General features: G+C 42.7%; 20 protein-coding genes and 1 riboswitch. Of the genes, 10 read left to right on the top strand and 10 right to left on the bottom strand.

From position 1 onward, the window contains the following. On the top strand, positions 1–2,618 hold a 2,618-nt coding region (locus ABIN91_RS21450; RefSeq protein WP_348053667.1), incomplete at its 5' end, for an FtsX-like permease family protein. Positions 2,619–2,816: 198 nt separating this feature from the next. Here ABIN91_RS21450 and ABIN91_RS21455 read toward each other — a convergent pair. Beyond that, positions 2,817–4,271 carry a sialate O-acetylesterase gene (locus ABIN91_RS21455; protein ID WP_348053668.1) on the bottom strand — a complete coding sequence of 485 codons (1,455 nt, stop codon included), beginning with the start codon at positions 4,269–4,271 and terminating at the stop codon, positions 2,817–2,819. Positions 4,272–4,364: 93 nt separating this feature from the next. On the opposite strand from ABIN91_RS21455, the gene ABIN91_RS21460 reads away from it, so the two are divergent. Then, positions 4,365–4,613: a DUF1456 family protein gene (locus ABIN91_RS21460; RefSeq protein WP_348053669.1), complete on the top strand. Its 249-nt coding sequence runs from the start codon at positions 4,365–4,367 to the stop codon at positions 4,611–4,613. 8 nt (positions 4,614–4,621) lie between these two features. On the opposite strand, the gene ABIN91_RS21465 is transcribed toward ABIN91_RS21460, so the two are convergent. After that, entirely contained in the window at positions 4,622–5,200 is a 579-nt protein-coding gene (locus tag ABIN91_RS21465) for a DUF4202 domain-containing protein (protein ID WP_348053670.1), read from the bottom strand. 69 nt (positions 5,201–5,269) lie between these two features. Further along, the gene (locus ABIN91_RS21470; RefSeq protein WP_348053671.1) at positions 5,270–5,584 is read right to left on the bottom strand and encodes a hypothetical protein; all 315 of its coding nucleotides are present in this window, start codon (positions 5,582–5,584) and stop codon (positions 5,270–5,272) included. A 78-nt stretch (positions 5,585–5,662) separates the two neighbouring features. Between ABIN91_RS21470 and ABIN91_RS21475 the strand changes: the two genes are divergently transcribed. Further along, positions 5,663–6,175, top strand: coding sequence for a DinB family protein (locus ABIN91_RS21475; protein ID WP_348053672.1), 513 nt, complete (start codon positions 5,663–5,665; stop codon positions 6,173–6,175). 69 nt (positions 6,176–6,244) lie between these two features. On the opposite strand, the gene ABIN91_RS21480 is transcribed toward ABIN91_RS21475, so the two are convergent. Both ABIN91_RS21480 and ABIN91_RS21485 read right to left on the bottom strand, forming a co-directional pair. Beyond that, the gene (locus ABIN91_RS21480) at positions 6,245–7,009 is read right to left on the bottom strand and encodes an SRPBCC family protein (protein WP_348053673.1); all 765 of its coding nucleotides are present in this window, start codon (positions 7,007–7,009) and stop codon (positions 6,245–6,247) included. A gap of 76 nt (positions 7,010–7,085) precedes the next feature. Continuing rightward, positions 7,086–8,333, bottom strand: coding sequence for a serine hydrolase (locus ABIN91_RS21485; protein ID WP_348053674.1), 1,248 nt, complete (start codon positions 8,331–8,333; stop codon positions 7,086–7,088). Positions 8,334–8,379: 46 nt separating this feature from the next. Then, positions 8,380–8,599, top strand: a riboswitch (cobalamin riboswitch). A 96-nt stretch (positions 8,600–8,695) separates the two neighbouring features. Here ABIN91_RS21485 and ABIN91_RS21490 point away from each other — a divergent pair. The 5 genes from ABIN91_RS21490 to ABIN91_RS21510 all read left to right on the top strand — a co-directional run bounded on the left by ABIN91_RS21490 (position 8,696) and on the right by ABIN91_RS21510 (position 13,869). After that, positions 8,696–10,729 carry a TonB-dependent receptor plug domain-containing protein gene (locus tag ABIN91_RS21490; protein ID WP_348053675.1) on the top strand — a complete coding sequence of 678 codons (2,034 nt, stop codon included), beginning with the start codon at positions 8,696–8,698 and terminating at the stop codon, positions 10,727–10,729. 18 nt (positions 10,730–10,747) lie between these two features. After that, positions 10,748–11,848, top strand: coding sequence for a DUF5074 domain-containing protein (locus ABIN91_RS21495; RefSeq protein ID WP_348053676.1), 1,101 nt, complete (start codon positions 10,748–10,750; stop codon positions 11,846–11,848). Positions 11,849–11,895: 47 nt separating this feature from the next. Then, a complete protein-coding gene (locus tag ABIN91_RS21500; RefSeq protein ID WP_348053677.1) occupies positions 11,896–12,486 on the top strand; it encodes a DUF6580 family putative transport protein in 591 nt (196 codons plus the stop codon). 86 nt (positions 12,487–12,572) lie between these two features. Beyond that, a complete protein-coding gene (locus tag ABIN91_RS21505; RefSeq protein ID WP_348053678.1) occupies positions 12,573–13,301 on the top strand; it encodes an NAD-dependent deacylase in 729 nt (242 codons plus the stop codon). A 43-nt stretch (positions 13,302–13,344) separates the two neighbouring features. After that, entirely contained in the window at positions 13,345–13,869 is a 525-nt protein-coding gene (locus ABIN91_RS21510) for an O-acetyl-ADP-ribose deacetylase (protein WP_348053679.1), read from the top strand. Between the two features lie 5 nt (positions 13,870–13,874). Here the strand turns inward: ABIN91_RS21510 and ABIN91_RS21515 are convergent, their stop codons facing one another. From ABIN91_RS21515 to ABIN91_RS21525, 3 genes are read right to left on the bottom strand one after another with little or no spacing between them, the layout of a single operon-like run. After that, complete coding sequence (locus tag ABIN91_RS21515) at positions 13,875–14,537, bottom strand: YdeI/OmpD-associated family protein (protein WP_348053680.1); 663 nt, start codon at positions 14,535–14,537, stop codon at positions 13,875–13,877. A 13-nt stretch (positions 14,538–14,550) separates the two neighbouring features. Continuing rightward, complete coding sequence (locus ABIN91_RS21520) at positions 14,551–15,084, bottom strand: RNA methyltransferase (protein WP_348053681.1); 534 nt, start codon at positions 15,082–15,084, stop codon at positions 14,551–14,553. 3 nt (positions 15,085–15,087) lie between these two features. Beyond that, positions 15,088–16,254 carry a galactokinase gene (locus tag ABIN91_RS21525; RefSeq protein WP_348053682.1) on the bottom strand — a complete coding sequence of 389 codons (1,167 nt, stop codon included), beginning with the start codon at positions 16,252–16,254 and terminating at the stop codon, positions 15,088–15,090. A gap of 165 nt (positions 16,255–16,419) precedes the next feature. On the opposite strand from ABIN91_RS21525, the gene ABIN91_RS21530 reads away from it, so the two are divergent. Next, positions 16,420–16,713 carry a YciI family protein gene (locus ABIN91_RS21530; RefSeq protein ID WP_348053683.1) on the top strand — a complete coding sequence of 98 codons (294 nt, stop codon included), beginning with the start codon at positions 16,420–16,422 and terminating at the stop codon, positions 16,711–16,713. 142 nt (positions 16,714–16,855) lie between these two features. Here the strand turns inward: ABIN91_RS21530 and ABIN91_RS21535 are convergent, their stop codons facing one another. Continuing rightward, positions 16,856–17,158: a hypothetical protein gene (locus ABIN91_RS21535; RefSeq protein ID WP_348053684.1), complete on the bottom strand. Its 303-nt coding sequence runs from the start codon at positions 17,156–17,158 to the stop codon at positions 16,856–16,858. 124 nt (positions 17,159–17,282) lie between these two features. Beyond that, positions 17,283–17,810, bottom strand: coding sequence for a hypothetical protein (locus ABIN91_RS21540; RefSeq protein ID WP_348053685.1), 528 nt, complete (start codon positions 17,808–17,810; stop codon positions 17,283–17,285). 119 nt (positions 17,811–17,929) lie between these two features. On the opposite strand from ABIN91_RS21540, the gene ABIN91_RS21545 reads away from it, so the two are divergent. Continuing rightward, a complete protein-coding gene (locus ABIN91_RS21545; RefSeq protein ID WP_348053686.1) occupies positions 17,930–18,265 on the top strand; it encodes a nuclear transport factor 2 family protein in 336 nt (111 codons plus the stop codon). The last annotated feature ends 1 nt before the right edge of the window (position 18,266 follow it).

An 18,266-nucleotide genomic window follows, 5' to 3' on the forward strand; every position in this document is an offset into this window, starting at 1 on the left:
GCCGGCAGGCAGGGTACGAGAGAGAAATGATAATAGGGTTTACTAATGAACCAATGACCATTGAACAAATGAACCAATTAACTAACAAAATAAACATACCCTGGCTCTTTAAAATGGCATGGCGCGATAGCCGGAAAAACCGTTCAAGGTTGTTCCTGTTCGTGTCGTCTATTGTATTGGGCATAGCCGCCTTGGTGGCTATATATTCTTTCGGCGATAATCTTAAACAAAATATAAATGACCAGGCCGCAACCTTGATAGGTGCCGATTTGGTGATATCATCTAACAAAGAGGTGGCACCGGTGATCAAAAAACTGATTGATTCCCTTGGCGATGAGCGCTCGCAGGAGCGCAGCTTTGTATCAATGGTGCAGTTTACCAGTAACAACGGCACAAGGTTAGTGCAAGTAAAAGCTTTGCAAGGCGCATTCCCGTATTATGGGGAACTGGAAACTACGCCCGAAGCCGCTGGAAGAAGTTTCCGGAACAATAAAGAAGCTTTGGTTGATAAAACTTTGATGCTGCAATTCGCATCCAAAGTTGGCGATTCTATCAGGGTAGGGAAGATGGCTTTTAAAATTGCGGGTGTACTAAACAAGGCTCCCGGACAAACTGGGGTAGCATCAAGCGTGGCCCCTATAATTTATATTCCGGCTAATTATGTGGAGCAAACCGGTTTAATTCAGCGTGGTAGCCGCATCAATTACCGCTATTACTTTAAGTACAACCACACGGTTGATATGGCCAAACTGGTTAAAACGATTGAGCCGAGGTTAGAAAAGGAAGGTATCAACTACGATACCATCGAAACCCAAAAGCAGCAAACCGGTAAATCATTTGCCGATTTAACAAGCTTTTTGGCTCTTGTAGGTTTTATTGCGCTGCTATTAGGCTGTATTGGCGTAGCCAGCGCCATCCACATTTACATACGCGAAAAGATCAACACCATAGCCATGCTCCGCTGCCTGGGAGTAAAGGCCTCACAGGCATTTTTAATTTACCTGATCCAGATAGTAGGTGTAGGCTTTATAGGCGCGGTAATAGGCTCTTTGCTGGGTACAGTAATACAACTGGTATTGCCAGTTGTGCTTAAAGATTTTATCCCTTTTACCATCGATGTTACCGTATCGTGGAAATCAATAGCGCAAGGGGTATTATTGGGTGTTATTATTTCTGTTTTATTCGCCCTGTCTCCATTACTATCCGTTCGTAATGTATCGCCATTAAATACCTTGCGTTTAAGCTTTGAAGAAACCAGCCTAACCCGCGATCCTTTAAAGTGGCTTGTTTATTTGTTGATCTTGCTTTTCATCGGTGGCTTTACTTACCTGCAATTGGGGAGCATCGGGCAAACCGTAATATTCGTTATCTGTATTTTGGTGGCATTTTTAATATTGGCAGGTATGGCCAGGTTGCTCATGTGGCTGGTAAAACGCTTCTTCCCGTTTGGCTGGAGTTACCTGTGGCGACAAGGCTTTTCAAACCTATACCGCCCAAATAATCAGTCAGTCATACTAATTATCTCTATCGGTTTAGGAACCGCTTTCATTTGTACCCTGTTCTTTATCCAGGGCATATTGTTGCAGCGGGTAAGCATGTCATCCAGCGGCAACCAGCCTAATATTATTTTGTTTGATATCCAATCTACCCAAAAAGAAGGCGTGGCCGCGTTAACCAAAAAACAAAACCTGCCCGTAATATCGCAGGTGCCAATTGTTACCATGACATTGATGGAAGTGAACGGTAAAACCGCCGCACAATTAAAAAAAGATACCAGTAAAACATCCGTTCCGCACCATGTATTAACCCGCGAGTACCGGGTAACCTACCGCGACTCGTTAACCAGTACCGAAAAAATAACCGATGGTAAATGGATAGGTCATTCAAACCCTAACGAAACCATCCCAATTTCGATAGAAGAGGGTTATGCCCGCCGCAGTCATTTACACATGGGGGATAAATTGTTGTTTAACGTGCAGGGCGCGCCTATGCTTACGCAGATCAAAAGTACCCGATCGGTAAACTTTAATCGGGTTCAAACCAATTTTTTAATTGTGTTCCCTGCCGGGATACTGGAGCAGGCTCCGCAATTTTACGTGCAGATAAGCCGTGTGCCTGATAGCAAAGTATCGGCAAGTTTCCAGCAAACTATGGTGCGTAACTTCCCCAATATTTCGGTGATCGATCTGGCATTGATCCTTTCGGTGATAGACGAACTGTTGGGTAAGATAGGTTTCGTTATCCAGTTTATGGCGTTGTTCAGCATCCTTACGGGGGTAATTGTTTTGATCGCCTCGGTACGTATCAGCAAATACCAAAGGATACAGGAGAGTGTGCTGCTTCGTACCCTCGGTGCAAGCCGCAAGCAAATATTGGTTATAACAGCTTTAGAATACCTGTTTTTAGGAGCATTAGCCGCTGCTACGGGCTTATTAATTTCGTTAGCGGGAAGCTGGGCATTGGCTAAATATACTTTTGATACCACCTTTACGCCGCATGTGTTACCCATATTAGGGATATTCGGTTTAATATGCTTGTTGACGGTGGTTATAGGATTATTAAACAGCCGGGGTGTATTGAATAAACCTCCGTTGGAGGTGTTGAGGAGAGACGTATAAAGAAAGAATCAAGAGCCAAGACTCAGGAATCAAGATGCATTAAACTATTGTCAGGCCGTAAGGAAGCAATCGTGCAGAGACATATTCGCCCTGTATAGCTGCCCTGCTTCGGTGCGATTGCCACGCTACCGCTCGCAATGACAATAATGCATTTATCTTGATTCCTGAGTCTGGGCTCTTGATTCTAAACTCTCAACTCTAATTAGATTTCACATAACTCCAGCTATTTCCATTCGTTCTGAATGGAAATGCGGGTAAGCCCGCGCTATTTACCAAATTAGGCATGGCAGTTTCTATCCATGCAAAACGCACATTAACGGGTTTGCTCACATCCGGACTTGATAGCACAACCGTATTGCCGTTGATCTCCGCTACAGCGGGAACAAAATTGCCATCGGCCCCGGCAATGCTAAAGTTATCTACGGCTTTACCGTCGTTAGTTTTCAAGCCCTTGGCATTATCAAATTGCAGAATCACTTTATCGCCTTTTATCTGCATGCTTTTGTATCGCGGGCCGCTGTAAACGGTTTTTTTATAACCATAATCTTTAGCCAAAGCAACCAAGGCCAGTCGGCGGCCAACTTCCCATTTGTATGATGGGTGAATGTCAGTTACTTTATCAACCAGGTCGCTCACGTTTATCATTTCGGTATAGGGGATTTTTAGGGCCAAAACCTGAGCTTCCCAAAATTGTGGCAGGGTTAGGGGAGTATGCTTTACGTGGTCTTTACGTTTGGTGTATGTATGGGGCGCTATAAGCACCGAATAGAAGGGGAGCTTATCATTGTTCCAAACCTTGCGCCAACTATCAACCAGGGCCTGGTATTTATCGGCATAGCGTAGGCTGTCGTTAATGCTACAGTTAGATTCGCCCTGGTACCAGATAAACCCGTGCAAAGCAAAAGGGGCAAGCGGGTGTATCATGCTTTCATAGTTTTTACCGGGGACCATACTATCTATCATTAAAGGTTTTACAGCCATATCGCTTTTAAAAGCGGGCAAAGCTTGGTAGGCGCTGGCTGGTGTCCAGGGTTCAATACGACTGCCTCCCCACGATGAAGCGATCATCCCGATAGGTACATGCAACGTATTATAAAGGCATTTGGCAAAGTAATAGGCCGGTGCCGAAAACTGCTCCAATGCCACCCCGCCCGATTCGTTCCAGCCCGTAGTTGTAACATCGGGTAAACTCAACTTCTTGTCTACTTTAAACAGGCGTATTTGCGGGTTGTGGCTACTTAACTCCAGGGCGGCACTATCAATTCCCTTGCCTGGTTTGGCATGTTGCAGCTTCATCAGGTACTCCATGTTTGATTGGCCGCCACCTAACCAAACTTCGCCAACCAAAATATTGGTTAGTTCAATTTTTGATGTGTCGGATGTGATAATCATATTCTGTGGCTTATCTGATGTTGTTAGCGGCGATAACATTACCTTCCAATAACCATCAGCATTAGCTACAGCCCCTTTTTGCTGGCCCGCAAATTTTACCCTCACAGATTTGCCTGCGCCAACCCAGCCCCAAACGGGTACAGGCTGGTTGCGCTGTAAAACCATATTGCTGCCAATAATTTTAGGTAACCTTATTTGCGCGTTTGTGGCGATGGACAATAAAAAACTGAGTAATAACGTAAGGCTTAGCCGTATTTTCATAAAAAATATTATTGGTTGTGTAACTTTAGGTATTAAGTTTGTGCAAAATAGGGAGCCGTAAATATATACAGGCACAATTAATAACACAATACCATGAGCAATAATGATGTGATGAAAAAACTGCGGGTAGCGTTAAAACTAAACGATACTGATATTGTGAACATATTGGCCCTGGTTGATTTCCGGATCACTAAAACGGAGCTTGGCGCGATATTTCGCAACGAAGACCATCCCAACTTTAAACCTTGCGGGGATCAGATATTGCGCAATTTTTTAAACGGCCTCATTATTCACAAACGCGGCCCGAGAGAGAAGAAAGAGCCGGAAGATCCGGCTAAATAAATGCAATTTTAGGTTATCGCCAGCTTGATCAGCTTTAAAGCCTTTTCGCTGTATTTTAATGTAAAGGCAGCATCACGGCCGGGTTGGCTCATTTTGTTCCAGGTTTTTTTGATGATGTGGATAAGCTTATCATCATCATGTTTCTGAATAAAATCTTCAAACTGGAACTCTAAAAAAACAAGGCATAAAGCGTTCTCCATCAGTTGCACTTCGGGATCGAGCTTGATCTTTTGTTTAAGAATAATCCGTTTAACTTCTTCAATAAAATTTTCATTATAACCGGCCTGTAACATCATGTAGCCGGATGTTGTGGCATGGAATTTTGCAAGGTCGCTTCGCCAGTTGAGGTAGCCAACCTTACCATCCGGATAGGTTTCACGCGGAATGGTCCAGCGGCCGATGTGTTGACTGCGCGATGCCAGCAGCACCGCCTCGCTGGCTTCAGGTTCCAATTTTAAAACCCAATTGTAAAGTTCAATGGCATAAAAATATTCGGAAGGGTAGGTAACACCATTCCAAACCAAAGTAGTAGGGTCTTGCTTGTTGTAAGCGTCAAACAGTTCAAAAGCTTGCTGTAGTTTGTCCATTTGTAAGTTGTGGGTCGAAAACGTAAATATACGCTTTCAACTCACAACTTACTATGGGCAATATGCCAATTATTCTGATGCTTCTTCACCTTTTTCGCCCAACTCCACAATATCGCCGTCTTTAAATAAGATGGCTTGTAAGGTTTTTTTCCAAACCGGCTTTTGGCGCAGCAGAAACTCAAGGTCCATACCAAAGTGTTTAAACTCTTCGTGCTGGGCGTTTTGCATAATAGCTTTGGCATCCTTGTTCTTCTCAACAGATATGCGCTGCTCGTACCAGTTAATAGCTTCGGCCTCTTCAGTTAGTGATACGATCATCCGCGCGAAGGTGCGGGTTTCATCAGATAATTCGTTAACAGGCTCGTGATATTGATCAAATGACATAATGATTTAATTTAGTTTGAGCAGGTATAACCATCCCCGGTTACATTTGTTTATTGTTGAAATAAATAATCCATCAAGATGTCGCAAAACAAAGCCGAAGTATGGTTGCGCGGACCGCTGCCCAATGTACCGCCACTATTACAACCCGTAGCACACGCGCTGCTCCAGGTGCGCGAAGAGCTGAACGAATTAATGGTCGGTTTCCCGGATGAGCTGCTGTGGGAACGCCCGGCCGGATTAGCTTCGCCCGGCTTTCATTTGCAACACTTAACCGGGGTTTTGGATAGGCTTTTTACTTACGCGGGGGGCGAGGCATTGAATGAGCAACAACTTGATTACCTTTCCCGCGAGGGCAAAGCTTATATTGGCAATAACCTAAGTGAAACTTTAGTTAAAGCTTTTAATAATCAGGTTAATAATGCTTTAAATATTTTACAAAACACAAACGAAAGCACTTTGACCGAAACAAAAGGTGTAGGCCGGGCGCAAATTCCATCAACTGTAATTGGCCTTTTGGTTCATGCTGCTGAGCATACTACCAGGCATTACGGGCAGTTGCTTGTTACCGTGAAAGTGTTAAAAGCAAGATAAAAAAAGCGCCATTGCTTTAACAACAATGGCGCTTTTTTATTTATACAAAATTATTTATACAAAATGAAGTTACTGCCGATTATCCTCAATGGTAATTATCGTAATATCGGGTTGCAAGTCATCCTCGCTCTGAGCATTAGGCCCGTATATGGTTTCAATATAATCTTTAAAGTTCAGTACATCTTCACGTACAATTTTTTCGAATATGGGGTTCAGTAATTTTGCTATACCGGTGCCTAAACCGCCCACAGGTGGCAGGTAGCTTATTACTACTTTAACAATTGTACCTCCGCCTGGCGCATCTTCAAATTCAACCTTGCCGGCGTTTTCGATGGTTGCGCCTTCTAACGAATGCCAGCCAATAAAATATCCCGGTTCATCTTTTACTATTTCGGCCTCCCAGCTAATATTGCCCAGGTTACCTGGTATTTTAGCTTCCCAATGCGAGCGGGTGTTATCAATCACGGTAATGTTTTCTAAATGGCTCATAAACAGGGGCAGGTTCTCTAACCGGCGCCAAAAGCCATAAACATCTAACCGGGAGCGGTTAACGGTAAACGTATAACGGATATTGATATTAACCGGATTGGTAGTTGTTTTACCTATTTTTGAATATAAAGAGCAATGGCCCGTAACGCCACGTTGCAGTAAGTAGCCACCCGCAACTAATTTAAAGGTACTGCGCAATGGATGGCGAAATACCCCAAACAATCCCGAAAAGGCTAGTTTGGTGCCTATGGCTACCGATGCTAAACGCTCGGGTAATTCCAGGTTTACAGGTTCGTTATTTATAGTAGCCGGAACAAGTCGCTGGCTTATTGATTTTAAGTCCATAACATTATTGGGTTGATGTTATATATTAACCCCGTAAAACGCTATAGGTTTTCTTTAAATGAAAATATTTGTCGGTTTATTTATAGTCGAAAGTGAATTTCTTCAGATCGGGCAAGTGTATTTTGGTACGCTTTAGTTCGTACTCATAGATCACACGGCCTAAATTCTTCATAAAGGGCAAACATACGGTGGCGTATTCGTATTTGTTATCGTTGTAAATACCATCTTCGTTTGATTGTACAACGGCTGTGAGCATAAATTCGACCTTGTTTTTAAGGTCGATAATGTAGGCGTTATCAATATCATACCCATAAGAATCGCCAATTTTGTTAAAGATGCGGATGTTGGGATCGATCACCGCCGAGCTATCGCCACCATACAACAAAAACTTGCAGTAAGCGGGGTAGTAATCTGGTTTCCGGTAAGTTGGGTTGGTGTTTTCGGTAGGGAAGGTGCTCATATAGCGGTACACCAGGTTGTAATCATCAGCGGTTAAATTAAACCGCTGATTGGCCGGGAAGCTCTCGGGAAACAGCAGTCGCCTTAATACCATTTGCTGGTTAGGTATGGTATAAATGTTGTTGCGGCTAAAATCGAAAGGCTCCATAACCAGTTTGTCGTGACTATCCAGATAACCCTTGCCTTGCATCATATTGTTAAGCTGCATGTGGTATTCCAGCGGATCATACAGTTCCGGTTTGCTATAAACCAGTTTATCGCCGTCGTAAAAGTTAATGGGGTTGGTGTGTTTTGTACTTTCGCACTTATCGCCAATAGCCAGGCGGTTAATAATGCGGGTTTCGGTTAAGCCGTACTTTTTGAGTTTGGCGTTGATCTCGGCCCGGCCAACAAATTCGTACAGGCGGTTGTAGGCGTCATTATCGCTCACCAGCAATATTTTTTTGATGTAATTGGCTATTGATGGCAGGCCCGTTGCCGATGACGCATCTTTTAAAACCCGGGTTTGTCCGGCGAAGCCGCTATCGGTTATCATGGCGCTTTCTTTACTTAAGCCCGGCGCCTTTAATTCGTTTAGTTTTTCGAGGGCAAATAAAGCCGTAGGGAGCTTCACTGTACTGGCGGGGTAGAAGTATCGTTTGGCATCTACCCGGTAGCTGTAGCTCTTAAAATGGGACTTGTTTTGTGCGTCGCGGTTTATTTGGGTATACAATACCTGCACTTCGTTTTGTGTAGGATGGTTCAATATCCCTAAAAATAACTCCGGGTGGCTTTGCAGCAGGTTTTTTAAAAATACAGTATCAGGTTGTTGCGCTTCCGCGGATAGGGCCATCATCGCTAAAAGTAGGGTGCAGTAAAACTTCATATTTGTAAATATAAGAGATGCATTTTCAATTTACCATATCTTATCTTACATTTGCATCGCTTTCGGTTTCTTTTTGGCTTCGTCGCCAAAAGGGATTAAAAGGGAATCCGGTGTAAATCCGGAGCTGTCCCGCAGCTGTAAGTCCGGCCACTACCATTAAAAAGTAGCGGCTTAGTTGAGCCTCAAGTCACTTTCCCGATTCATCGGGATGGGAAGACATCAACGTAGGATGAGCCAGAATACCTGCCATTAGCAATATACGATTCCAGCTTTCGCGGATAGAAGCTCGAATGTGAATGCTCCCTCATCATCTAAGGTGTATTTCCATTCTATTTTATTGGCGCGAGTTTAAGTTTTACAATATGGAAAAACCGATACAACCGTACACTGCGAAATTTGCCCGCTTTACAAAAGCAGGAGCAGGGTTGCTGTTGCTTAGTCTTTTCGCCAGGCCTGTGCAGGTGCTGGCCCAGCGTGATACTACAAAAAAGTTAAAACAGATTGAGATTAAAAATAGCGCTATACCACATGTTCAAACTATAACACCATCACAACAGTTAAACACGAATGATTTTGTTCGTTACAGTGCTTTTAATGTTGCTGATGCTATTCGCAATTTTGCAGGGGTTAATGTTAAGGATTACGGCGGTATCGGTGGATTAAAAACGGTATCTGTACGCAGCCTCGGCGCAGATAATACCGCTGTTCTTTATAACGGTGTCCAGTTAAATAACGCGCAAACAGGGCAGATAGATTTAAGTAAGTTTAACCTGAATAACATACAGGAAGTAACGTTATACAACGCCCAGCCACCTGATATTTGCCAAACTGCACGTGCTTTCGCATCTGCTAGTGTGCTTTCTATTAAAACCATTGTACCTGTGTTAACGCGCGAAAAACCATACCAGATGCTTGTTGGTATTAAAGGTGGTTCTTTTGGGTTGGTGAACCCTTACCTGCAATGGCAGCAACTTTTAAGTAAGCATTGGTCATTTGTTATTAACGGGTTGGAAGAGTATGCCAACGGGCAATTCAAATACAAAGTAGCCACCAGTAGAAATGATAGCTCGGCCATCCGTGCAAATGATCAGATAAATGCCCAGCAGATAGATGCCGGTTTATACTGGACAAAATCTGACAGTGTGAAATTTAATCTGCAATTTAACTATTATCATTCGGACAGGGGCGTTCCCGGCCCTAACATTATTAACGCAATATTGCCCAATCAATATCTGCATAACAGGGATTACTTTATACAGGCTGGCTATGAGCATTTGGCCATCAATAGTTTACAGTTTAAACTTAACACCAGATTATCACAAAGCTATCTCAACTACTTCAATTCGCCGTATTTGAATATACAGGGGTATATTGATGAGCATTATACACAGCGGGAAGCCTATCAGTCGGTTGCGGTAGCTTATGAGGTTATAAATAACTGGCAGGTTTCAGTTGCATCAGATGTGGATGTGGCCAATCTGCAGTCGGACGTATATAGCTTTGCCTTCCCTACAAGATTGAGCCTATTCAATGTATTAGCAACAGATATCACCGCGGGCAGATGGCATTTTCAAGCCAATTTGCTCAATACCTATATTCATGACCATGTTAAAACAGGTATGGCGGCGGCATCACACAGTAAGTTTACGCCAACAATAATGGCATCAGTTGAGCCCTTTAAAAATTCGGGTTTGCAATTGAGGGCTTTTTACAAAGCTATATATCGTAACCCCACTTTTTCCGAACAGTATTATTATGCGATAGCACCGAGGCTCTTAAGACCTGAATATACTGATCAATATAATTTAGGCGCTAGTTACAGTAAAAGCTTTTTGGGAATACTTGATTATATAGCTTTAACAGCGGATGTGTACTACAACAACGTAAAAGATAAGATCATATTTATACCGGCCCGCTCGCCAGTTACACCTTCGGCGGTTAATTTAGGTAGTGTAGAGATCAAAGGCTTAGACGTGAACCTGAAAAGCAAATTTAATTTGACAACACAATTAAAAGGCACCTTATCGGCAAGTTACACCCATCAGAACGCGCTGGATGTGACCAACCCGACGGACTCTTACTATCTCGACCAGATACCCTACGTACCGGTAAACACGCTGGCTTTTAACACGGGTGTAAATTATCAGCAACTGGGTATTTACTATAATCAAATATTATCCTCATCCCGCTACAGCGTAAGTAATCATGATGCTATTTACTACTTGCCTGCCTACAGTATCAGCGATGCATCAGTAGTTTACCGGTTTTCATTAAGCCATAAACCAGTTATGGTATCGGGGGAAGTCAATAATCTTTTCAACAAGAGTTATACAGTAGTACAAAATTATCCAATGCCGGGGCGGTCGCTCAGGTTTACTTTACAAATCACAATTTAAAACGATAACCATTTATTTATGAAACACTTTAAACTTAGGTACTTATTTATTTCGCTGGCATGTGTAACCGTGCTTGCATCATGCCATAAAGACAAGCAGGAGGAGGTAAAAGACCAGCCTACAGCACAACGGGCGGGAGTGTATGTTTTAAACCAAGGTCAGTTTCCAAGCGGTGTAGGTACCTTAACTTATTACGATTACACATCGAAATTATTAACGGCAGACATTTTTGCTTCGGCAAATGCTAACAAACCCTTAGGTACAACCCCTAACGATGCTAAAATATACGGTTCAAAATTGTACATCGCAGTTGACCTTTCGGGTACTGTTGAAGTGGTAAATGCTAAAACAGCGAAAAGCATCAAAACATTGAGCTTTTTAACCGGCACAACATCCCGCGAACCACGATCATTAGCTTTTTATAAAAGCAACGCTTTTGTTACCCTGTATGATGGTAATGTAGTTGTGATAGATACTGCAAGTTTAACGGTAATTAAAACTATCCCGGTAGGCCGTAACCCAGAGCAAATGGCGGTAAGTAACGGAAAATTATATGTTGCCAACGGTGGTGGCTTAACTTACACTAATGTAGATAAAACGGTATCGGTGATAGACCTTACAACTTTGACTGTAACTAAACTAATAACGGTTGGTGATGATCCTTACGCTGTATCTGCCGATAGCTATGGTAATGTTTATGTTAACGGCTATGGATGTTATGCTTGCACGGTACCTACCAACGCAAGCTTAAGTATCATTAACAGCGCAACTGATGTGGTTACCAAAAAAACTGATTTTGGCCCGGGCCCTTTTACTATCGTTGGCGATAATGCTTACTATTTATCAACCAGCTATGCAACCGGCGCGGCAGTTACACAGGTATTAATTTATAATGTTAAAACCCAAACAAACGGTTCTACTAACTTTATTACCGATGGTACCACATTTACTGCTGCTTATGCTTTAGCTGTTGATGACCTTACCGGCGAAGTGTTTATTACAGATGCTAAAAACTACTCATCAAACGGTACACTTTTCGCTTTTGATAAAACAGGTAAAAAAGAATACACTATAGCAACAGGTGTAGTACCGGGTACTATTGTATTTGTGAACAAGTAATTTTAATTTAGTTTATAATTGCTAATTTTACTGCAGAAATCAAAATTATGTCTTTAGAGAAAATTAACATCCGCAATAGCGTACTCATTTTAATGGTAATCGCTGCCGCTGTAATACGATCATTAAACATCAATCACCTTACCGAGTGGGTAACTTTTACACCTATTGGTGCTGTTGCCATGTTTAGCGGTACTTATTTTAAGGATAAATTTAAAGCCTTTTTTGTGCCTTTGCTTACCATTTTTGTGAGCGATCTGGCGATAAATTATGCTTACTATCACAAATTTGTATTGGTTAGCAGCAGTTCTATCATCGTTTATATTGCTTTAGCTTTAATGGTGGTTGTTGGTATGATGATTAAAAAGGTAAACGTGATGAACGTGATCAGCGCATCGCTGGTATCGGTTTTGATCCATTGGTTACTAACTGATCTGCCATTTTTATATGGTGCTGCTTATACTCACGATCTGGCTGGGTATGCCAAGGCTCTGTATAAAGCTATTCCGTTTGAGAAGCCGTTGCTTTACGGTAACCTGATATTTGGCGCTTTATTGTACGGCGGTTTTGAACTGGCACAACGCAAGTACACTGTACTAGCCCCCCAGCCCCCTAAAGGGGGAGTTTTTGAAGTGGCTTAATCTTACTTCATTATTATAAAGATTTAAAGGAGCGGTGATTGTATCATCGCTCCTTTTTTATACCATAATTATTAATTTTGAATACCATGAAAGATCATGCAAATCAAAAACTCCCCCTTCAGGGGGTTAGGGGGGCTCACATCGTGATATTAACGGGAGCGGGCATTAGCGCCGAGAGCGGCTTGAAAACATTCAGGGATAGTGACGGGTTGTGGGAAGGCTATAACATTGAAGATGTGGCTACGCCGGAAGCCTGGCAGCGCGACCCTGCCCTGGTGCAGCAATTTTATAATGAGCGGCGTAAATCGGTTTTAGAAGCTGAGCCCAATGCGGCCCACTATGCTTTAGCTAAACTGGAAGGTAAATACAAGGTAACCATCATCACTCAAAATATTGACGATCTGCACGAACGGGCGGGTTCTACCAATGTGGTGCATTTGCATGGTGTTATCACCCGTTCGCAATCAAGCAAAAATGCCAGGCTCACTTATCCTATTACCGGCTGGGAGTTAGGTATGGATGAGGTTTGTGAATTAGGTTCGCCATTGCGCCCGCATGTAGTTTGGTTTGGCGAAATGGTTCCGATGATATCAACTGCCTCACAGATCTGCGCCATTGCCGATTTGTTTATCCTTGTCGGCACATCATTGGCCGTTTACCCGGCATCTGGGTTGATTAATTATGTGCCTGATGAAATACCGAAATATATTGTTGACCCTAAAGTGCCTACTGTTTATAATGTAGCTAACGTTACCAAGATAGAAGCTAAGGCTACGGTTGGAGTGCCGGAGTTGGTGAGCGAGTTGATGCGCTAAACGAACATTACAAAGCTAAATTGTTATATCTTAAAAACGGATCATGCCTAACAAAATAAAATTGACCAGAGGTGATATCACCAAACTTAAAGTAGATGTTATAGTAAATGCGGCTAATAGTAGTTTGCTGGGCGGCGGTGGTGTTGATGGTGCTATCCACCGGGCAGGCGGTAAAGCTATATTGGAAGAGTGCATGGCTATACGGAGCAGGCAAGGCGGCTGTAAAACTGGTGATGCGGTTATAACAACAGGCGGTAAGCTACCTGCCAGGTATGTGATACATACCGTAGGTCCGGTTTATAATGGTGGTAAAGGTGGTGTGAGCGAATTACTGGCAAATTGCTATCGCAATAGTTTAAAACTGGCAGTTAATCACGATGTTAAAACTATTGCTTTTCCAAACATTAGTACTGGTATTTACGGATACCCAAAACAACCAGCCGCAGAAATTGCAGTAGCTACTATTCGCGAATTTTTAAGAAGTAATGATAGTGTAGAAGAAGTAGTATTTGTTTGTTTTGATGATGAAAACTTAGGGATATATGAACAGTTATTAAATAGCAAGTAGTAATCCTATTTATCTCCCGGGTTCTTTTTCCCACTCAATAACTTCTCCACCATTTTAGCTAACCTGTCGGTTCGGGTTTTTTCTTGTTTGGCGCTCAGTATCCAAAGTATGTATTCCTTTTTATGCGAATAGGCTAACTTATCATACAAATTAAAAGCTTGGGGAACGGCTTTTAAAGCGGCTTCAACATCGGTGGGTAAATATACTTTCCGGTTGTCTACATCAATGTAAGCGGAGTAATCATTTTGTTTGATCTCGGCATTGCCTGTGTTTGATTTTTTGGCCAGGCCGATGGTGCGTATGCGGACTGCTGTCCACACCTCGTTAACCGAAGCGGCGGCGACTACCTCGAGGTTGTATTTGGTCAATTCGTCCCAGCTACCCATCATGGTTAGATCACTGGTTATGCCCGAGCTTTTTTTAGGATAACATATCCAGGCTACAGTATCGGGTTTAATTAGTGGGCCAATAACACTCAGGCTTTCGTTCAGTTCATCACTGTCATGTACGAATAGTTGGATACCATCAAACGTTCCTCCGGGTTCAAAATGGGTGGTTACGCCTTCGGGCAAGGGGTGGAGTTGGGTTAGGTAATCTTGTGGCGGATTGTAAAACAGCCAGCTTTTACCGGGTTTGATCAACAGTTTTTTGGCGAGGGCATTCATCATTGGTCCATTCGTTTTAACGAAGGTTCAATTTAGAAAAAAAGTCCCACAAAATAATACCTGCCGATACTGCTATGTTAAACGAATGCTTGGTACCAAATTGTGGGATCTCAATACAGCCGTCAATTTGTTCCATTACCTCGTCGGCAACGCCATTTACTTCGTTACCAAAAATGAGGGCGTACTTTTCGCCGGGTATGGGTTCAAATTCGTGGAGTTTGGTACTGTCAACAGCCTGTTCAATAGCGATGATGAGATAACCATCAACCCGTAATTGGTGTACGGCTTGGAGCGTGGTTTCAAAATGCTTCCAGTTTACCGAGCTTGTGGCACCCAACGCGGTTTTTTCTATCTCGCGGTTTGGCGGCGTGCCCGTTATCCCGCAAAGGCAGATCTGGTCAACAGCGAAAGCATCAGAGGTACGGAAAGCCGAACCTACGTTATGCAGACTGCGCACATTATCTAAAACTACGGCGACGGGCAGCTTATCCAGCGTTTTAAATTCTTCAACGCTGGCTCGGTTAAGCTCGTCTAATTTAAGTTTACGCATGTTTTAAACACTAGCCTCGTGTAGCTCGCCAACACCATTGCCAATTAGTGAGCTATAAACCGATGGCGCATAACCAATTTTAGCAGTATAGTACTCTGTTAAAGCTTTGGTGAAACTATCCAGGCTGTCTTTTTTAACCAATGCAATGGCGCATCCGCCAAAGCCGGCACCCGTCATACGTGCGCCAATTACGTTTTTATCGGTAGCGGCATATTCAACTACGGTATCCAGTTCAATACCGCTTACCTCGTATAAATGTTGTAATGAATAGTGCGAAGCATACATCAATCTGCCAAATTCGGTGAGGTCGTTTGCCGCCAGGGCCTTTGCCGCCAGCTTTACGCGATCGTTTTCGGATACCACGTGCGTTGCCCGGTTCAATACCGTTGTATCGTTGATGAGGTGTTTGTAATGATCAAAAATGGTCATATTCAATTCGCAAAGGTTGGATATATCCAGTTCACGCTGCAAATCTTTTAAAGCCGTTTGGCACTCTTGTACGCGCTCGTTGTATTTTGATTCGGCCAGTTTGCGGGGTTTATTGGTGTTGATTATCGACAGTACATAATCGCCCAGGTTGCTGTCAACTGCTTCATAATCCAGGGTATCGCAATCCAGCATCAGGGCTTTGTTCTCTTCGCCAAACGCAACCGCGAACTGATCCATAATGCCGCTATTTAAGCCGATGAACTCGTTCTCCACCTTTTTAGCCATTAATACCAATTCCAGTTTGCTAAAGCCGCCTTTAAATAATTCGTTAAAGGCGTAAGCGGTAACTACTTCGATAGATGCCGAAGACGACAGGCCAGAGCCGATGGGGATATCGCCATAGTACAAAATATCCAAACCTTGCAGCTCTTTGCCGCTCTTTACAAAATAATGGATAACACCCAGTGGGTAATTATACCAGCTATTACCTGTTTTTTGATAGGCGTTTTGGATAGGGATTTCAAGCTCGTCGTTAAAGTTGATGCTTTTGAAACGGAAAACGCCATCGTTATTTAAGGCGGTAAGCATATAGGTGCCCAAAGTAACGGCACATGGCATAACCAGCCCGCCATTATAATCAATATGTTCGCCGATAAGGTTAACCCTGCCCGGTGAAAAGAAAGTGTGTGCAGCCTCTTTGCCGTATGTCTTTTGAAATTCCTGATGTAAATTATGCTTCATTTAGTCTATTCTTGTCGTATATTCTTGGTTTGATAAGGCGGGTAAACCGTCCGAGTGTTCAAATATCCCGAAAAAAATTTAATATTGTAATAAATACACTAACTAATTAATCAAATGTAATAGATGATAGGTTAGATGGAAGCTGTTTTGTACTAAATTGACCTAATGAAGCAATATTTAATTACAGGCCACGATTATACTGACGAAGGCGCGCTTGATCGCCGGATGGCTGTTCGCCCGTTACATTTGGCGGGCACTGTTCAACTTCGCGCCAATGGCAACTATATTTTGGGTGGGGCTATATTGGATGATGCCGGCCGGATGATAGGCTCAATGATGGTATTGCAGTTTGAAACCGAACAAGAACTGGAAGCCTGGAAACAGCAGGAGCCATATATTACCCAAAAAATTTGGGAAACGGTGGAGGTAAAACCATTTAAAGTGGCGCATGCGGTATAAGCAAAAACGTTGTTGCTACTAACGTAACAACAACGCTCAGGTTCAATCACAATTAATAAAGACCACAAGAACCTTATCACAATCAATTATAAATATAACGTGCTGAATTCCATAGGCGTTGCCTGTGTTGCTAAAATATTTTTTAGTACGTCAATTCTTCGCAATAGTACCCGTTTTTAGCAAGCAGGTCAATGATGTCGTTATGATTTAAATGGGTTGATTCTATCCGGAGTACACAATCAATATCTTCCAGATCAATATTCCATTGTTGTATCAGCGGGTGGCTGTCGAGCGTTCTTTTGATCCGGAATTGATCACCATTGGTTTGAATGTTGGTTTTAAAGATCAAAACATCGGTAAAACCAAAGGTGTTTGATGCCGTTGATATAGCTGACGGGTTACTAAACAAATGTTGCGGCTGGGTTACTAAATATTGCTTTTGCATGGTAATGGGTTTTATATTGACGCAATATTAGCGCGGCAGTGTGACAACCCTATGTCAGCAGGAAAAACATATTTTCAATAAATTGAGGATAAGGATTTACCGGGTACTCTTTTACAGGAGGAAATTATTGTGGAGAAACAGTTATGGTAAATGTTTTTTTAGCGGGATAGTAAGTAAACATCAGCTTGTTAGCATCAATGATAGTGGAACTGCTGATGGGACTGGTGGGGGTTTTAGTATACAAAAAAGCTTGCTGAAAAAACCACATGGCACCTTCCTGTTTGGCCAGCAGATCAATAAAAAAGGCCATCTGTGTAAACGCCAGTCTGCTTAAAGTACCGTTGGCCGGTTGCGATACCATCCATTGGGCCAGTGTTAAATTATCTTCGGTGCCGGTAATTTCAATACGGGCGCCAAAGCTTCCTTTCGCGGCGAATTTGGGTGTACCTTTTGTATTAGGTACCTGTTTAAAATGCAGTAGCGAGTCGGCGACAGATAAGCTGTTTATCAAATCGGTACGTGAAATTTGTAGCCCTTTGTATTTGTTTGTTTTTGGATCAGTGGCACTTGGTTTTTGCGCGCTGGCATTAAAAAAACTCAACCCAGTGAGCAATAAAATAGATAGAAAAAGACATAGTTTACGGGTATACATAACGTGTGCTAAATTATGCAATTTTGATAAAAGGCCGTTAAAGTGTTTACGGCTTATTTGAATAAATGGGCAACAAAAATTAGTCGCACCTGTTTATAAATACATAAAATCAAATTAAAATGACAGCAGGAGAAACCGTATCAGCTTTTTTAAAAGCTATGAATGCCGAGGATTTTAAAACCGCCCGGCAATACGCTGATGATGATTTGCAGTTTGAAGGTGTAATGGGTTCGCGGGATGGGGCGGAAGCGTATTTCAAGGATATGGAACATATGAAACTGAAATACGACATTAAACGCCTATTTAGCGATGGTGACGATGTGAGTGTGTTTTATGATATAGCGATGGGTGGCCAACATATTTTTAGCAGTGGCTGGTACCATTTAAAAGATGGCAAGATCAATACGATAAAAGTATTGTTTGACCCGCGGCCTTTGCTCCAAAAGAAAGACTAAA

This window comes from Mucilaginibacter sp., assembly GCF_039921305.1.
GTDB lineage: Bacteria > Bacteroidota > Bacteroidia > Sphingobacteriales > Sphingobacteriaceae > Mucilaginibacter.

Bases quoted from the DNA above. Each gene is read 5' to 3' on its own strand.
- ABIN91_RS21490 (WP_348053675.1), top strand. From the start codon at position 8,696: ATGGAAAAACCGATACAACCGTACACTGCGAAATTTGCCCGCTTTACA.
- ABIN91_RS21535 (WP_348053684.1), bottom strand. From the start codon at position 17,158: ATGCAAAAGCAATATTTAGTAACCCAGCCGCAACATTTGTTTAGTAAC.
- ABIN91_RS21460 (WP_348053669.1), top strand. From the start codon at position 4,365: ATGAGCAATAATGATGTGATGAAAAAACTGCGGGTAGCGTTAAAACTA.
- ABIN91_RS21520 (WP_348053681.1), bottom strand. From the start codon at position 15,084: ATGCGTAAACTTAAATTAGACGAGCTTAACCGAGCCAGCGTTGAAGAA.
- ABIN91_RS21480 (WP_348053673.1), bottom strand. From the start codon at position 7,009: ATGGACTTAAAATCAATAAGCCAGCGACTTGTTCCGGCTACTATAAAT.
- ABIN91_RS21465 (WP_348053670.1), bottom strand. From the start codon at position 5,200: ATGGACAAACTACAGCAAGCTTTTGAACTGTTTGACGCTTACAACAAG.
- ABIN91_RS21455 (WP_348053668.1), bottom strand. From the start codon at position 4,271: ATGAAAATACGGCTAAGCCTTACGTTATTACTCAGTTTTTTATTGTCC.
- ABIN91_RS21475 (WP_348053672.1), top strand. From the start codon at position 5,663: ATGTCGCAAAACAAAGCCGAAGTATGGTTGCGCGGACCGCTGCCCAAT.
- ABIN91_RS21495 (WP_348053676.1), top strand. From the start codon at position 10,748: ATGAAACACTTTAAACTTAGGTACTTATTTATTTCGCTGGCATGTGTA.
- ABIN91_RS21545 (WP_348053686.1), top strand. From the start codon at position 17,930: ATGACAGCAGGAGAAACCGTATCAGCTTTTTTAAAAGCTATGAATGCC.
- ABIN91_RS21515 (WP_348053680.1), bottom strand. From the start codon at position 14,537: ATGATGAATGCCCTCGCCAAAAAACTGTTGATCAAACCCGGTAAAAGC.
- ABIN91_RS21500 (WP_348053677.1), top strand. From the start codon at position 11,896: ATGTCTTTAGAGAAAATTAACATCCGCAATAGCGTACTCATTTTAATG.
- ABIN91_RS21470 (WP_348053671.1), bottom strand. From the start codon at position 5,584: ATGTCATTTGATCAATATCACGAGCCTGTTAACGAATTATCTGATGAA.
- ABIN91_RS21485 (WP_348053674.1), bottom strand. From the start codon at position 8,333: ATGAAGTTTTACTGCACCCTACTTTTAGCGATGATGGCCCTATCCGCG.
- ABIN91_RS21530 (WP_348053683.1), top strand. From the start codon at position 16,420: ATGAAGCAATATTTAATTACAGGCCACGATTATACTGACGAAGGCGCG.
- ABIN91_RS21510 (WP_348053679.1), top strand. From the start codon at position 13,345: ATGCCTAACAAAATAAAATTGACCAGAGGTGATATCACCAAACTTAAA.
- ABIN91_RS21505 (WP_348053678.1), top strand. From the start codon at position 12,573: ATGAAAGATCATGCAAATCAAAAACTCCCCCTTCAGGGGGTTAGGGGG.
- ABIN91_RS21540 (WP_348053685.1), bottom strand. From the start codon at position 17,810: ATGTATACCCGTAAACTATGTCTTTTTCTATCTATTTTATTGCTCACT.
- ABIN91_RS21525 (WP_348053682.1), bottom strand. From the start codon at position 16,254: ATGAAGCATAATTTACATCAGGAATTTCAAAAGACATACGGCAAAGAG.